Below are 15,557 nucleotides of genomic sequence, written 5' to 3'. Positions count from 1 at the left end.
GCTCCCTGTCACCAGGTGGCCCGTAGCTGACGGATGATCCGTCTGCGCAGCCGCACCCTGCGGCTGCCGTCCCTGCGGAGCGTCAGGCGGTCCAGCTCCCAGTGTCCGTACTCGGCGTGGTCGGTCAGGAGTCGGGCCGCTTCCTTGCGGGAGACCCCGCGCGGCACGTACACGTCGACGAATTCGTATTCCGGCATCGCATCTATTGTGCGGGCAGAGCCCCGGTACGGATAGCGTCTGCACTATGTCTGATGCTGCGCAGCCCACCGCTGCCGAGGTACGTGCCGCCGCCGAAGCGGTCAAAGCCGCGATCGACCGTCACCTCGACGCGGTCGAACGCCGTACCGGGGACGACGACCCCGCCGTCTACGACGCGTTCAACGCCCTTGCCGCTGCCGCCGAGGTCTACGACGAACTCCTCTACGACCGCTACGACGAAGTCACCCCCTTCGAGATCCCCGGCGCGGACGACTCCCTGCCGCCCTACGCCGGTCCCGCGGAGCCCAGCGCGCTCAGTGTCCTGATCCGGCGCGACTACCTGGTCGCGGAGCCCCCGCGCCTTCTCGCCCAGGCTCAGCGCCTCGCCGACCTCGACGCGGGTCCGGACGACGGCAAGGACACGACCCCGGTGGTCGGCACCAGCGTCCACGCCGCGCTCGGCGTGCTCTTCGGCGAGTACGAACCGGACGAGATCGCCTCCCGGCACAAGGAGTTCGGCCTGGAGGAGGGCGACTCCACCCTCTGGGTCTCGGCCGGCGAGACGGCACCGGAGCCGGGGGAGTGGCTCGGCGCCCCGTTCGAGGACGCCGACCCCGAACTGGTGGTCTGCCGCTTCGACGTCAGCGCGGTCTTCGACGAGGAGGACGAGTCGGACGAGGACTTCGCCGGGCCTGCGGTGGGCGGCCTCTGACCCTCTCCCCTTTTTCCTGTTCTTCCTGTCTCCCGCACCGGACGTGACGGTGGGGCCCCGGCGCACGCACGACGCACCGGGGCCCCACCGCTGTCCGGATCCGGACCGTCCGCTCAGGAGGCCGCGTCGGGCGTCGGGAGCGCCTCCAGCAGCGGGCGCAGCCGGGTCGTCCGCTCCTGGGCCGGAACCTGCGCCACCGCGTGCGGGAGCGCCTGGTCCACCCCGTGCACCACGGACAGATGCCGCTCGCCCCGGCCGAACGCGGTGTACACCCACGGCCGGCTCAGCCCCTGCGCGGCGTCGCCCGGCAGCACGACGACCGCGGCGGGCCAGCGCATCCCGGCCGCCTGGTGGGCGCTGAGGGCCCAGCCGTGCCGTACCGACGACTCCACCCGCTCCTGCGGTACGACGACGGGGACGCCCCCGCAGTCCAGCCGCAGCCCCTCGGCGTCGGCCGAGCGGACCACCCCGGGCACCGCACGCCCGGGCGCGGGCACATGGACGACGCGGTCGCCCGGGTCGAAACCGCCGAACCGGCCGGGGCCCGGGTTGAGCCGCTGCTTCAGCGCCTCGTTCAGCGCCCTGGTCCCGGCGGCTCCGCCGTGGCCCACGGTGATCACCTGGGTCTCCTCGGCGGGGATGGAGAACGCCCGGGGCACCGAGTCGGCGACCAGCTGCACGGTGCGGTGGACGGCCTCGCCCGCGTCGCGGACCGGGACGATCACCACCTCCTTGCCGGGAGCGTCGACCTGGTTCAGCTCGCCGATGCCGATGCCGGAGACCAACTCGCCGATCGGCCCGGGGTCCGGGGTGCGGGAGACGACCTGCGGGCAGGCGCGGGCCGCCAGCACATCGGCGAACACCCGCCCGGCGCCCGCCGAGCCCAGCACGCCCGGGTCGCCGCTCAGCACCAGCCGGACGCCGTCGGCCAGCGCCTCGACCAGGATCGCCGCACTCTCCACGTCCAGCTGCGGGGCGTCCAGCACGACCAGCAGGTCCAGGGCGAGCGCCCCGTCCTCGTCCCGGCCGGGACCCTGCGCGCCGGACAGGAGGCCGGCCAGCGTGAGGGCCGCATCCGGATCGCCGACGGCCGCCGCGAGCCGCCGTCGGCCGTCCTCGCTGTGGGTGGCGCCGACGGCCCGCAGCCCCAGGCCCCGTGCCGCCGCGATCAGCGCGGCGGGCTCGGCCCGCGCCGCCTCGCCGCCGCTGTGCGCGACCAGCCCGGCGGCGGCCGCCGTACGGATCAGCTCGGCGGCCGACGGACTCGGGGCGGCGGCAGCGGCCTCCGCCCAGTCGGCGGCCTTCTCGCAGGTGTTGACCAGCCGGGCCAGGCCCTCGGCGAGGCTCTCCTCGGCCAGGGCGTAACGGTCCAGGCCCAGCAGCACCTGGACCGGCTCCCGCTCCGCTTCGGCGTCCTCCGGACCCGTCTCGTCCGCCTCGTCCGCTTCGCCGTCCTCGGCCCCGGTGTCGTCCGGCTCCAGCTCCCCGCCCTCCTGGAAGAGCAGGGCGACGCCTTCCTCGACGGCCTCGCGCACCGCCGCGTCCGGGTCGCTCACCGCACGCTCGGCGAGCGCCGCCCGTACGGCCCCGGCGTCCATCGCCGTGTGGCCCTGAAGAGCGGCGCGCTCCAGCAGCCAGCCGACCAGGGCCGCCGTCCGGCGGCCGTCGTCCGGGCCGCAGTCGGAGCCCAGCAGGGCCCGGGCGAAGCCGTCGGCCTGCTCCGGCCGCACCCCGGGGGCGGCCAGCAACTGCCAGGGGTCGGTGCGCAGCAACGCGGCCGCCTGCTCGCCCAGCGCGCCGACGACCGGGCGGGCCAGCGCCTCGGGGGCCCCGCCCTCCACGAGCACCGCGCGCACCGTGTCCAGGGCCTCCGGTGTGGCGGCCTGCGGTACGGGGGCGGCCTCGGGGGCGGGGGTCCGGGGCGGCTGTGCGGCGGCCGGGGCGGGACGCCGGGGGGCGGCGGCGGGCGATGCGAAGAACGCGGAGCCCGCCTTCTCACCGCTCTCCACCGCCCGGACGGCCGCGAGCAGATCGGCGGCCGTGCCGCTCAGACCCGCACCGGCGGCGACGGGCTCGGCCTTCTCGGCCTTGCGCTTCTCGATCCGCTCCCGCAGTTCGCGCTGGGCGGCCAGCTCGGCCTGCGCCTCCGAGAGCTCCGGGGCGGGTGAAGCGCCGGCGGCGCCGCCCGCAGCGCCGTCCGGGGGCGTGGCGTCGGCGGACGGGTCTTCGGCGGCTGCTCCGGTTTCCCCGGCCCGGGCCTCCCCGTCCTCGGCGGCTCCGGGCGCTTCGGCGGGCGCGGGGTCGGCGGCCGCCTCGGCCGTCACGTCCTCGGCCGCCACGTCGTCCGTGCCGGGGGTCTCCCCGGGAAGCGCAGTCACAGGGTGCTCCAGTCCTGGTCGGGATAGCGGTGCACGGGCGCCGACACATCGTCGAGCGCCTGGCAGATCTCGTAGGGAAGACTAAGCGCCTCCACCGACAAAGCCTCCGCGAGCTGCCCGGCGTTGCGCGCACCGACGATCGGCGCGGCCACCCCCGGCCGGTCCCGGACCCAGGCCAGCGCCACCTGGAGCGGGCTCGTCGCCAGGCCGTCCGCCGCCGTCGCCACCGCGTCGGTGATCCGGGCCGCCGCGTCGTCGAGATACGGCTCGACGAACGGGGCGAGCCGCTCGGACGCGCCCCGGGAGTCGGACGGGGTGCCGTGGCGGTACTTGCCGGTGAGCACGCCCCGGCCCAGCGGCGAGGACGGCAGCAGCCCGATCCCGAGGTCCAGCGCGGCGGGCAGCACCTCGCGCTCGATGCCCCGCTGGAGCAGCGAGTACTCCATCTGCGTGCTGGCCAGCCGGGTGCGCACCCCGGGCGCGGCGAGCTGCCAGGTGGCCGCCTTCGCCAGCTGCCAGCCGCAGAAGTTGGACACGCCCGCGTACCGCACGCGGCCTGAGGAGACGGCGAGGTCCACCGCCTGGAGGGTCTCCTCCAGCGGGGTCGCCGGGTCGAAGGCGTGGACCTGCCAGAGATCCACGTAATCCGTGCCGAGCCGCTCCAGGGACGCGTCCAGGGCGGCCAGGAGGTGCCCGCGCGATCCGTTGAAGCGGCGGTAGGGGTCCGGGACGTTTCCGGCCTTGGTGGCGATGACCAGATCCTGACGGGGGACCAGGCTGCCGACGAGCCGCCCGAGCAGATATTCGGCCTCGCCGCCCCCGTACACATCGGCCGTGTCCACCAAAGTGCCGCCCGCGTCCCAGAAGGCCTTGAGCTGGTCGGCGGCGTCGTGCTCGTCCGTGTCCCGGCCCCAGGTGAGGGTGCCGAGCCCGATCCGTGACACGCGAAGGCCGGTACGGCCGAGATGCCTCTGCTCCATGGGCGCTGAGATTACTGGCCATGGCCCCACCGAGTGGAAGCCTGTGGACAACCGGAGGTCCGCCGGGCCTGCCGGATCGCCGTCGCCCGCGCTAGAGTCCGGAGAAAGGGACGTTACTGATCAGTAAGGGGAGCGGCTATGCGGCTCGGCATCAATCTCGGTTACTGGGGCGCCGGCATGGACGGCGACAACCTCGCCGTCGCGCAGGAGGCCGACCGGCTCGGCTACGACGTCTGCTGGGCGGCCGAGGCGTACGGCTCCGACGCCCCGACCGTGCTGACCTGGGTCGCGGCCCAGACGGAATCGATCGACGTCGGCTCCGCGATCATGCAGATCCCGGCCCGGCAGCCCACCATGACGGCGATGACCGCCGCCACCCTCGACTCGCTGTCCGGCGGCCGCTTCCGCCTCGGCCTCGGTGTCTCGGGGCCGCAGGTCTCCGAGGGCTGGTACGGCGTGAAGTTCGACAAGCCGCTGGCCCGCACCCGTGAGTACGTGGAGATCGTCCGCAAGGCGATGACCCGCGAGCGCGTGAGCTACGAGGGGGCGCACTGGACGCTCCCGCTCCCCGGCGGCCCCGGCAAGCCGATCAAGCTCACCGTGCACCCCCAGCGCGAGCACATCCCGCTCTACATCGCCGCGATCGGCCCCAAGAACCTGGAGCAGACCGGTGAGATCGCCGACGGCGCCCTGCTGATCTTCCCCTCCGCCGAGCACCTGGAGGAGACCGCGATCCAGCCGCTGCGCGCGGGCCGGGAGAAGGCCGGGAAGACCATGGAGGGCTTCGACGTCAGCCCGACGCTGCCGCTCGCCATCGGCGACGACGTGATGGGCCTCGCCGACATGTTCCGCCCGTACACCGCCCTCTACGTCGGCGGGATGGGCAGCCGGAAGCAGAACTTCTACAACCAGCTCGCCCAGCGCATGGGGTACGAGAAGGAGGCGGCCGAGATCCAGGACAAGTACCTGGACGGGGACAAGGCCGGGGCCGCCGCCGCCGTACCGCACCAGCTCATCGACCAGACCGCGCTGCTCGGCCCCGTCGAGCGGATCGCCGAGCGGATGCAGGCCTACGCCGCCGCCGGGGTCACCACGCTCAACCTCGCCCCGGCCGGCTTCACCCTGGAGGAGCGGCTCACCGCGCTGCGCGCCGGCACGGACGCCCTGGAGCGCTCCGGACTCGCCTGACGGGTCCCGGGACAGCACTACGGCCGTGGTGGGGGCTCGGGGGTCTTCCCCGCCACGGCCGTCACCCGGAACAACGCGCCGCACGCCCAGGGGTTACGCCGTCCCGGTGGCCGCGGTCCGTGACCGTTCCGGTTGCCGACTGCCTCCCGCGGCATTTGACTCTTTCTGCGCACTACTGCTCCGCGGACTTCGGCTCCGCGGGCAACGGGTACGGAGGTGGCGTCATGCTCTCAGCGCAGACCCTGTTCCAGGAGATCCTCGACAACGACGAGTCCTACCGGCTTTTCTGTTCCATCGCCGCGAGCGGCGAGGCCCAGGGCGGCTGGGAGAACGCCCGGATCGCCGCCCTCGTCCCCGAGGGCCGCCGCGACCTGGCTCCCAAGATCGTCCGGCACGGCGCCGACGAGGACAAGCACGGCCGGATCTTCAACGCCCTCCTGAAGAAGCGCGGACTGCCGCCCGTCGAGGTCCCGCCGGAGACCGACTACACGATGCTCCTGGAACAGCAGGGGATCGGCCTCGCACACTCCCGGCTGCGGGGCGAGGAGCGGCTCACCGAGCGCGACATCATCACCTATCTGGCCCACAGCCGCGTCACCGAGCAGCGCGCCTCCGAGCAGATGCAGCTGCTGCGCCGGTACTTCGCCGACCACCCCGACATCGGCCGCGCGGTCAGGATGATCTCCAGCGACGAGGACAACCACCTCGCCTACTGCCACGAGGAACTTCTCGGCCTCGCCCGCGCGGGACACGGCCGCACCATCCAGCGGATCATGCGCGAGTGCGCCCTGGCCGAGATCCGCGTCTACCGCGACGTCAGCCTCGCCGTGATGGCCAACATGGGCCGCGTGCTCGGCTGGTCGCGACCCAAGGCCGCCGTCCTCGCCGCGGGCATCCACGCGGTGTACGCGTACGAGCGCCTCGTCGGCTGGCGGCGCATGGTGAGCCTGGAGATGCCGCAGCGGCGTGACGCGCTGGGCAGCCCCGCCGTACCGGAACACGAATACGCCTGAGGTCCCAGCGGCCCCACCTGGCCCGGCATCCGCTGTCCCGGTGGGGCCCTCAGAGCCAGCCGCGCCGCTTGAACAGCCGGTGGAGGCCGAACACGGCGCCGACCATCAGCAGGACCACCGCCGGGTAGGTCCACGTCCAGTGCAGCTCCGGCATGTGGTCGAAGTTCATGCCGTAGACGCCCGCCACCATCGTCGGGACGGCGGCCATGGCCGCCCAGGCGGAGATCTTGCGCATGTCGTCGTTCTGCCGCACGCCCATCTGCGCCAGATGCGCCGACAGGATGTCCGAGAGCAGCCGGTCCAGCCCCTCCACCTGCTCGTTGGCGCGCGTCAGATGGTCGGCCACGTCCCGGAAGAACGGCTGCGCGTGCTCGTGGACGAACGGCACGCCCGCCCCCGCGAGCCGGGCCATCGGCGCCGTCAGCGGACCGGCCGCCCGGCGGAACTCCAGCACCTGCCGCTTGAAGGTGTAGATCCGGGCGGCGGTGTTCTTGGAGTCGCCGGAGCCGGTCGGCGCGAAGACCTGCGTCTCCAGTTCCTCCAGGTCGACCTGGAGTTCGCCCGCCACATCCATGTAGTGGTCCACCACCGCGTCGCTCACCGCGTACAGCACCGCCGTCGGGCCGTGCTTGAGGACCTCGGGCTCGGACTCCAGCCGCCGGCGCACGGCCGCCAGCGGGGCGCCCTCGCCGTGCCGGACCGTCACCACGAACGAGTCCCCTATGAAGACCATCAGCTCGTCCGCGCTGACCGTGTCGCTCTCGGGCTCGTAGACGACCGGCTTGAGCACCGCGAACAGGGAGTCGTCGTACACCTCCAGCTTGGGCCGCTGGTGCGCCCGCAGCGCGTCCTCCACGGCCAGCGGGTGCAGAGCGAACTCGTCCCGTACGAGGTCGAACTCCTCCTCCGTCGGCTCGTGCAGCCCGATCCACAGAAACGCGTCCCTGGAGGCCCGCGCCTCGTCCAGAGCGTCGGAGAAGTCGTCGGGCCGTTCGCTGCGGCGCCCGTCCCGGTAGATGGCACAGTCCACGATCACGGCGGGCATTCTTCCCCGCGAACCCGCCCCCACGCACCTTCACCGGCCCCTCAAGGGGCGCCTTGTCGACCAGGCCGGGCTCGCGTGCCCTGGTGCCGCACCTCGCGGCCTGATCGACAGGGCACCCCCTACGCTGGCGGGTATGCCCACGCTGATCCTCGTACGCCATGGACGCTCCACCGCCAACACCGCCGGAGTGCTCGCGGGCCGCACCCCCGGCGTCCTCCTCGACGAACGCGGCGCCGAACAGGCCGCGGGCCTCCCCGCCCGGCTGGCCGCCCTGGCCCCGGTGCTCGCCGTCAGCAGCCCCCTGGAGCGCTGCCGTCAGACGCTCCAGCCGCTCCTCGACGCCCGCCCCGGCCTGCCCCTGCACACCGAGGACCGGATCAGCGAGTGCGACTACGGCCACTGGTCGGGACGGAAGCTGGCCGAACTCGCCGACGAGCCGCTGATGTCCGTGGTCCAGCAGCACCCCTCGGCCGCCGCCTTTCCCGGCGGCGAGTCCATGCGCGCGATGCAGGCCCGCGCCGTCGACGCCGTGCGCGACTGGAACGGCCGGGTCGAGGCGGAGCACGGCGAGGACGCGGCCTACGTCATGTGCTCGCACGGCGACATCATCAAGTCCCTCGTCGCCGACGCGCTGGGCATGCACCTGGACCTCTTCCAGCGCATCCACGTCGACCCCTGCTCCGTCACCGCGATCCGCTACACGCGGCTGCGCCCCTTCCTCATGAGGCTCGGCGACACCGGCGACCTCGCCTCCCTGGCCCCCCGCGAACACTCCGTCGGGGCGGACGCCGCGGCCTCCCCCGCGGGCGACGGTTCGGCGGACGCGACGGTCGGGGGCGGCGCGGGCGCGCCGTGATCGCTCCGGGCAGTAGGGTGGACGCGCCGTAGCGCCGCCCAACCACCATCGAAGCTCAAGGGAGCAGGACGTGTCCCGTCAGGTGTTCCTCTACGACCCACCGGACCGATTCGTGGCCGGTACGGTCGGGTTGCCTGGCCGCCGTACGTTCTTCCTGCAGGCGTCCTCCCAGGGCCGGGTCACCAGCGTGGCCCTGGAGAAGACCCAGGTCGCCGCTCTCGCCGAGCGGATCGACGAACTGCTCGACGAGGTCGTACGCCGCACCGGAGGCAATTCGCCGGTGCCCGCGGTGGCCCCCACCGACGTCTCCGACACCGCTCCGCTCGACGTTCCCGTCGAGGAGGAGTTCCGGGTCGGCACCATGGCTCTGGCCTGGGACGGCGAGGAGCAGCGCATGATCGTCGAGGCGCAGGCCCTCGTCGAACTCGACGCCGACTCCGAGGACGACCTCGCGGAGGCCGAGGAGAAGCTCCTCCAGGACGAGGAGAACGGCCCGCCGATGCTCCGCGTCCGGCTCAGCGGCGCCCAGGCCCGGGCCTTCGCCAAGCGGGCCCTGGACGTCGTCAACGCCGGCCGCCCGCCGTGCCCGCTGTGCAGCCTGCCGCTCGATCCGGAAGGACACGTATGCCCGCGCCAGAACGGATACCGTCGCGGAGCCTGACGGACACCGAGCTGCTCATCCTGCTCACGGAGGGCGCGCTCACCGTCCTCGGGCAGGTCGGCGGGGCGTCCAACGCGGTGCTGCACTGCACGGTGGCGTACGAGGGCGAGGAGCGCACCTGCGCGTACAAGCCGGTCGCCGGAGAGCAGCCGCTCTGGGACTTCCCCGACGGGACGCTCGCCCAGCGGGAGGTCGCCGCGTACGAGATCTCGCGGGCGACCGGCTGGGACCTCGTGCCGCCGACCGTGCTGCGGGAGGGGCCGTACGGGCAGGGCATGGTCCAGCTCTGGATCGACGGTCCCGAGTCCGACGCCGACATCCCCGAACTGCTGGCGCTCGTCGAGGGCGAGGAACCGGGCGACGGCTGGAAGGCCGTGGGCTTCGCGGATGTGGGCGAGGGGAAGACCGCGCTGCTCGTGCACGCGGACGACCGCCGGCTGCGGCGGCTCGCGGTGCTGGACGCGGTGATCAACAACGGCGACCGCAAGGGCGGTCATCTGCTGCCCGCGCCCGGCGGCCGGCTCTTCGGCATCGACCACGGCGTCACCTTCAACGCCGAGGACAAGCTGCGGACCCTGCTCTGGGGCTGGGCGGGCGAGCCGCTCACCGAAGAGGCCCTCGCGGTGCTGGGCCGGCTCGCCGCCGAGCTGTCTCCGGGGACCGCCCTCACCACCCGGATGGCCGAACTCATCACACCGGCCGAGCTGGAGGCCCTGCGGGAGCGGGTCGCCGGGCTGCTGAAGAGCGCCGCACACCCGCAGCCGAGCGGCCAGTGGCCGCCCATCCCCTGGCCGCCGGTCTAGGGGGTGTCCGGCGGTCCGCGCGGTGAGGGCGCTTTTCTCAGGCTTGCCAGAGGTTTCACGCAAGAGGGCCACTTCGGACAGGTTTCCGGAGCCGGTTCGTATCCGGAAGCATCGTCCGGTTACGCTCATGACATGCATGCCTGGCCCGCTTCTGAGGTCCCCGCCCTGCCTGGCAAGGGCCGCGACCTTCGGATCCACGACACCGCGACCGGCGGACGGATCACCCTTGACCCCGGTCCCGTCGCCCGCATCTACGTCTGCGGCATCACGCCGTACGACGCGACCCACATGGGTCATGCGGCGACCTACAACGCGTTCGACCTCGTTCAGCGCGTGTGGCTCGACACCAAGCGGCAGGTTCACTACGTCCAGAACGTGACCGACGTGGACGATCCGCTGCTGGAGCGGGCCGTGCGCGACGGTCAGGACTGGACCGAGCTCGCGGAGCGCGAGACGGCGCTCTTCCGCGAGGACATGACCGCCCTGCGGATGCTGCCCCCGCAGCACTACATCGGAGCCGTCGAGGCCATACCGGGCATCGTGCCCCTGGTCGAGCGCCTCCGGGACGCGGGCGCCGCCTACGACCTGGACGGGGACATCTACTTCTCCGTCGACGCCGACCCGCACTTCGGCGAGGTCTCCGGCCTCGACGCCGAGGCGATGCGCCTGCTCTCCGCCGAGCGCGGCGGCGACCCCGAGCGCCCCGGCAAGAAGAACCCCCTCGACCCGATGCTCTGGATGGCCGCCCGCCCGGGCGAGCCGAGCTGGGACGGGGCCTCCCTGGGCGAGGGCCGCCCGGGCTGGCACATCGAGTGCGTCGCCATCGCGCTCGACCACCTCGGCATGGGCTTCGACATCCAGGGCGGCGGCTCCGACCTCGCCTTCCCGCACCACGAGATGGGCGCATCCCACGCCCAGGCGCTGACCGGTGAGCACCCGTTCGCCAAGGCCTACGTCCACGCGGGCATGGTCGGCCTGGACGGCGAGAAGATGTCCAAGTCCCGGGGCAACCTGGTCTTCGTCTCGGCCGTGCGCCGCGACGGCGTGGACCCGGCGGCCATCCGGCTCGCGCTGCTCTCCCGGCACTACCGCTCCGACTGGGAGTGGAGCGACCAGGTGCTGGCCGACGCCGTCGAGCGCCTGGCGCGCTGGCGGGCCGCGGTCTCGCGCCCCGACGGGCCGTCCGCCGACGCTCTGGTCGAGGAGGTCCGCGAAGCCCTCGCCGACGACCTGGACAGCCCTGCCGCGCTCGCCGCTGTGGACCGCTGGGCCGTGCTCCAGGGCGCGGAGGGCGGCACGGACGAGGGTGCGCCCGGCGTCGTCTCGCGTACGGTCGACGCCCTGCTGGGGGTCGCGCTGTAGGCGGTTCCACCGCCCGCCCGTCGGCTCGAACCGGCCTCGGACTTCTCTACGAAGTTCGGGGCCGGTTCCTTTTTGTCCATGGCGACGTGCTCGAAGTTGCGCTAAAAGCTCTCTATGCAAACATCAACGCGCATGAGAGTGGCAGCAGTTGCTGCGCTGCTCGGACTGTTCGCGGCCCTCACGGGGCCCGGCGGGGCCCACGCCGGCGAGGCCCCGCCGGAGAGCACGGAGACCACCACCGTCGGGGACCTCACCGGCTTCCGCGCGGACGGGGCGGTCTACCGGCTGACCGCCGGGCAGGCCCGGGCCCGGGTCAGCTTCGTCTCGGAGGAGACCTTCCGGATCGAGCTCGCCCCCGACGGCGCGTTCACCGACCCCACCGGCGACGACATCGTCCTGCCGCAGGGCAAGCCGCCCCGGACCCGCTGGAAGGACCGCGGCGACCGCTACGAGCTGTCCACGGACGAAGTCACCCTGCGGGCCTACAAGAAGCCGCTGCGCTTCGCCCTGCACCGGGCCGACGGCAGCCGGATCTGGTCCGAGTCCAAGGGCCTGAGCTGGACCGGCGAGCAGACCGTCCAGACCCTGGCCCGGGGAGCGGGGGAGCAGTTCTACGGGGCCGGGATGCAGAACGGCCGCGGCAACACCTCCCACCGCGACAAGACCGTCGAGGTCGCCGTCGACTACAACTGGGACGACGGCGGCCACCCCAACTCCGTCCCGTTCTACCTCTCCTCGGCCGGCTACGGCGTCTTCCGCAACACCTACGCCCCGGGCACCTACGCGTTCACCGACCCGGTGACGACCAGTGCCAAGGAACGGCGCTTCGACGCCTACTACTTCGCGGGCAAGGGGGCCGACGGGGCCAAGGACGTCATCGGGCAGTACACCGACCTCACCGGCAAACCGTTCCTGCCGCCCGTCTACGGCATGGAGATCGGCGACGCCGACTGCTACCTCCACAACGCCAACCGGGGCGAGCGCCGCACCCTGGACTCGCTGAAGGTCGCCGACGGTTACGTCGAGAACGACATGCCCAACGGCTGGATGCTGGTCAACGACGGCTACGGCTGCGGTTACGAGGACCTGGAGGAGACCGCCCAGGGGCTGAAGAACCGCAACATGGAGCTGGGCCTGTGGACCGAGGACGGCATCGAGAACCTCGAAGCCCAGGTCAAGGCCGGGCAGCGGGTCGCCAAGCTCGACGTCGCCTGGGTCGGACCGGGCTACAAGTTCGCCCTCGACGCCTGCAAGGACGCCTACCAGGGCATCGAGGACCACAGCGACGCCCGCGGCTTCACCTGGGCCCCCGAGAGCTGGGCGGGCGCCCAGCGCTGCGGCGTCCAGTGGTCCGGCGACCAGTCCGGCACCTGGGAGTACATCCGCTGGCAGATCCCCACCTACGCGGGCGCGACCATGTCCGGACTCGCCTACACCACCGGTGACGTCGACGGGATCTTCGGCGGCAGCGCCAAGACGTACACCCGCGACCTCCAGTGGAAGATGTTCCTCGGCACCACGATGACCATGGACGGCTGGGCCCCCATGGACAAGCAGCCCTTCCGCTACGGGGAGCCGTACACCTCCGTCAACCGCGACTACCTCAAGCTCAAGGAGTCGCTGCTGCCCTACCAGTACAGCTACGCCCACGAGGCCACCAGGACCGGTGTCGGCATGGTCCGCCCGCTGGTCCTCGAATACCCCGACGACCCGAAGGCGTCGACGGAGACCGCGAAGTACGAGTTCCTCTCCGGCGAGCACTTCCTCGTCGCGCCCGTCTACCAGGACACCACCGAGCGCAAGGACATCTACCTCCCCGAGGGCATCTGGATCGACTACTGGAGCGGCCGCACCCACCAGGGTCCCACCACCATCGACACCTACAACGCCCCGCTCGACACCCTGCCGCTCTTCGTGAAGGCGGGCGCGGCCGTCCCGATGTGGCCCGGCATCCGCTCGTACCGTGACCGCACCGCCGACTCCCCGCTGGCCTGGGACGTCTACCCGCAGGGGAACAGCTCCTTCACCCTGTACGAGGACGACGGCGTCACCCGCGGGCACCGGGACGGCGAGTACGCCACCCAGCGCGCCGACGTCCGGGCCCCGAAGCACGGCGCGGGCGACGTCTCCGTCACGATCAACGAGAGCCGGGGCAGCTTCACCGGCAAACAGACCACCCGCCCCTACGAGTTCACCGTCCACACCGGCTCCGAGCCGCGCGCGGTGAAGCTGGACCGGACGCTGCCCGAACTCACCTCCAAGGGCGCGTACGACAAGGCCCGGCAGGGCTGGTGGTACGACCGTGACGACCGGGGCGGCGTGGTGCACGTGAAGACCGCGCCCCTGAGCACCGCGAAGAAGTTCACGGTGAAGCTGCTGGGCACCAGCGCGGTCGGCGGCAAGCAGGCCTCGGCCGCCGCCGCCCTCACCGCCCCCGCCGGGCAGGAGGCCGGAGCGGGCACGCCCGGCACGGTCCAGGTCGACGTGACGGCGGGCCGGTCCGACCTCACCGACACCACGGTCTCCCTCCAGGTCCCCGAGGGCTGGCAGGCCGCCACCGCGAAGGTCCCGGGCCGGATCCCGGCGGGCGCCACCCGCCGGGTCGAGGTGCGGGTCACCCCGGCGAAGGACGCCGACGTACGCGAGACCACGCTGACGGCGCTGGCCCGCTACCGGGCCGCAGGCGAGGCCCGCACGAGTCAGCAGCGGCTCGCCGTCTCCGTCCTGCCGCCGCCGCCCGAGGGCGAGGCCTGGGCGAGCGACCTCGTCTGGCTCTCCGAGACCAACGGCTACGGCCCCGCCGAACGCGACCGCTCCAACGGGGAGTCGGGCGCGAACGACGGGAAGACGCTGACGCTGGCGGGAGAGACGTACGAGAAGGGGATCGGCACGCACGCCGACTCCGGCATAGCCCTCCATCTCGGCGGCCGGTGCACCGCGTTCACGGCTGACGTCGGGATCGACGACGAGATCAACGGCTACGGCGAGGCGGCGTTCTCGGTCGAGGGCGACGGCAAGGTGCTGTGGACCTCGCCGAAGCTGACCGGCGCCTCGGCGACCTTGCCGGTGGACGTGCAGCTCGACGGCGTACGCCAGGTGCGGCTGGAGGTCACCGACACCAACGGGTCCAGGACCGGCGACCACGGCGACTGGGCGGCGGCGAAGTTCCACTGCGCCTGAGCCGCACCCCGGACCACGCACAGGAGCGCCGCACGGGGATCGTCCCCGTGCGGCGCTCCGCGGTCGGTCACCGCTCCGGTCGGGCCCCCGGGTCCGCTCAGTCCTCCTCGGGACGGTCGCCGGAGCCGTCCTCGCCCTCGGACTCCGACGCGTCGTCAGAACCCTTGGCGCCCTTGTCGTCGGACGCCTTCCCCCGTCCCGGCTCCGGACGCGGCGGCTTCGGCGGGCGGGTACGGCCGCCGGGATCGCGCAGATAGGAACCGTCCCCGCTCTCCGTCGCGTGGCCGCCCGGCCCTTGCCCGGGACCGCCGTCCCGCCGCCGCAGATAGCGCTCGAACTCCCGGGCGATGGCCTCGCCGGACGCCTCGGGCAGCTCCGCGGTGTCCCGCGCCTCCTCCAGCGTCTGCACGTACTCCGCGACCTCGCTGTCCTCCGAGGCCAGCTGGTCCACCCCGAGCTGCCAGGCCCGCGCGTCCTCGGGCAGTTCGCCCAGCGGGATGCGCAGCCCGATCAGGTCCTCCAGACGGTTCAGCAGGGCCAGCGTCGCCTTCGGGTTCGGCGGCTGCGACACATAGTGCGGGACCGCCGCCCACAGGCTGACCGCGGGCACCCCGGCATGCGTGCACGCCTCCTGGAGGACGCCGACGATGCCCGTGGGGCCCTCGTAGCGCGTCTCCTCCAGATCCATCGTCCGCGCCAGATCCGCGTCGGAGGTGACCCCGCTCACCGGCACCGGCCGGGTGTGCGGGGTGTCGCCGAGCAACGCGCCCAGGATGACGACCATCTCGACGCCCAGCTCATGGGCGAAGCCGAGGATCTCGTTGCAGAACGACCGCCAGCGCATGGACGGTTCGATACCGCGCACCAGGACCAGGTCCCGGGGCTTGTCGCCGCCCACCCGCACCACGGACAGCCGCGTCGTCGGCCAGGTGATCTTCCGCGTGTTGCCGTCCAGCCACACCGTGGGCCGGTTGACCTGGAAGTCGTAGTAGTCCTCGGCGTCCAGCGCCGCGAACACCTCGCCCTTCCACTCCCGGTCCAGATGACCGACCGCTGTGGAGGCGGCGTCCCCGGCGTCGTTCCAGCCTTCGAACGCGGCCACCATGACCGGGTCGACCAGCTCGGGCACCGACTCGAGCTCGATCACCCGGGCCTCCTTCCGATGTCTCCATACGTACGGA

13 protein-coding genes are annotated in these 15,557 nt (G+C 72.8%); 8 read left to right on the top strand and 5 right to left on the bottom strand.

The window, feature by feature from the left end:
• Nucleotides 1–8: 8 nt before the first annotated feature.
• A complete protein-coding gene (locus ACFWRV_RS26645; protein WP_003970138.1) occupies nucleotides 9–197 on the bottom strand; it encodes a DUF5703 family protein in 189 nt (62 codons plus the stop codon).
• 47 nt (nucleotides 198–244) lie between these two features.
• On the opposite strand from ACFWRV_RS26645, the gene ACFWRV_RS26640 reads away from it, so the two are divergent.
• Complete coding sequence (locus ACFWRV_RS26640) at nucleotides 245–910, top strand: hypothetical protein (RefSeq protein ID WP_384338264.1); 666 nt, start codon at nucleotides 245–247, stop codon at nucleotides 908–910.
• Nucleotides 911–1,023: 113 nt separating this feature from the next.
• Here ACFWRV_RS26640 and ACFWRV_RS26635 read toward each other — a convergent pair whose 3' ends face one another.
• On the bottom strand, nucleotides 1,024–3,288 hold the full coding sequence (locus ACFWRV_RS26635; RefSeq protein WP_384338263.1) for a helix-hairpin-helix domain-containing protein: 2,265 nt from the start codon (nucleotides 3,286–3,288) through the stop codon (nucleotides 1,024–1,026).
• Entirely contained in the window at nucleotides 3,285–4,268 is a 984-nt protein-coding gene (locus ACFWRV_RS26630) for an aldo/keto reductase (RefSeq protein ID WP_384338262.1), read from the bottom strand. Before ACFWRV_RS26630 ends, ACFWRV_RS26635 begins: the two co-directional genes overlap by 4 nt.
• 138 nt (nucleotides 4,269–4,406) lie before the next feature.
• Between ACFWRV_RS26630 and ACFWRV_RS26625 the strand changes: the two genes are divergently transcribed.
• Nucleotides 4,407–5,456, top strand: coding sequence for an LLM class F420-dependent oxidoreductase (locus ACFWRV_RS26625; RefSeq protein ID WP_384338261.1), 1,050 nt, complete (start codon nucleotides 4,407–4,409; stop codon nucleotides 5,454–5,456).
• Nucleotides 5,457–5,680: 224 nt separating this feature from the next.
• A complete protein-coding gene (locus ACFWRV_RS26620) occupies nucleotides 5,681–6,469 on the top strand; it encodes a ferritin-like domain-containing protein (RefSeq protein ID WP_384338260.1) in 789 nt (262 codons plus the stop codon).
• 49 nt (nucleotides 6,470–6,518) lie between these two features.
• On the opposite strand, the gene corA is transcribed toward ACFWRV_RS26620, so the two are convergent.
• Nucleotides 6,519–7,514, bottom strand: a complete 996-nt coding sequence (gene corA / locus ACFWRV_RS26615) for a magnesium/cobalt transporter CorA (protein ID WP_384338259.1) — start codon at nucleotides 7,512–7,514, stop codon at nucleotides 6,519–6,521.
• 133 nt (nucleotides 7,515–7,647) lie between these two features.
• On the opposite strand from corA, the gene ACFWRV_RS26610 reads away from it, so the two are divergent.
• From ACFWRV_RS26610 to ACFWRV_RS26590, 5 genes are all read left to right on the top strand, one after another.
• Nucleotides 7,648–8,370, top strand: coding sequence for a histidine phosphatase family protein (locus tag ACFWRV_RS26610; protein WP_384338258.1), 723 nt, complete (start codon nucleotides 7,648–7,650; stop codon nucleotides 8,368–8,370).
• Between the two features lie 70 nt (nucleotides 8,371–8,440).
• Nucleotides 8,441–9,031 (top strand): DUF3090 domain-containing protein, encoded by a 591-nt coding sequence (locus ACFWRV_RS26605; RefSeq protein WP_030085580.1) that lies wholly within the window; start codon nucleotides 8,441–8,443, stop codon nucleotides 9,029–9,031.
• The gene (locus ACFWRV_RS26600) at nucleotides 8,995–9,834 is read left to right on the top strand and encodes an SCO1664 family protein (RefSeq protein ID WP_384338257.1); all 840 of its coding nucleotides are present in this window, start codon (nucleotides 8,995–8,997) and stop codon (nucleotides 9,832–9,834) included. The genes ACFWRV_RS26605 and ACFWRV_RS26600 overlap by 37 nt, the downstream gene beginning before the upstream one ends.
• Nucleotides 9,835–9,966: 132 nt before the next feature.
• Nucleotides 9,967–11,196 carry a cysteine--1-D-myo-inosityl 2-amino-2-deoxy-alpha-D-glucopyranoside ligase gene (mshC, locus tag ACFWRV_RS26595; protein WP_384338256.1) on the top strand — a complete coding sequence of 410 codons (1,230 nt, stop codon included), beginning with the start codon at nucleotides 9,967–9,969 and terminating at the stop codon, nucleotides 11,194–11,196.
• Nucleotides 11,197–11,310: 114 nt separating this feature from the next.
• On the top strand, nucleotides 11,311–14,376 hold the full coding sequence (locus ACFWRV_RS26590) for an NPCBM/NEW2 domain-containing protein (protein WP_384338255.1): 3,066 nt from the start codon (nucleotides 11,311–11,313) through the stop codon (nucleotides 14,374–14,376).
• Nucleotides 14,377–14,473: 97 nt separating this feature from the next.
• Here the strand turns inward: ACFWRV_RS26590 and ACFWRV_RS26585 are convergent, their stop codons facing one another.
• Nucleotides 14,474–15,523: a PAC2 family protein gene (locus tag ACFWRV_RS26585; protein WP_384338254.1), complete on the bottom strand. Its 1,050-nt coding sequence runs from the start codon at nucleotides 15,521–15,523 to the stop codon at nucleotides 14,474–14,476.
• Between the last annotated feature and the right edge of the window lie 34 nt (nucleotides 15,524–15,557).

The organism is Streptomyces sp. NPDC058576 (genome assembly GCF_042718715.1).
Classification (GTDB): Bacteria; Actinomycetota; Actinomycetes; order Streptomycetales; family Streptomycetaceae; genus Streptomyces.
This window is presented reverse-complemented; position numbering and strand designations above follow the sequence as displayed.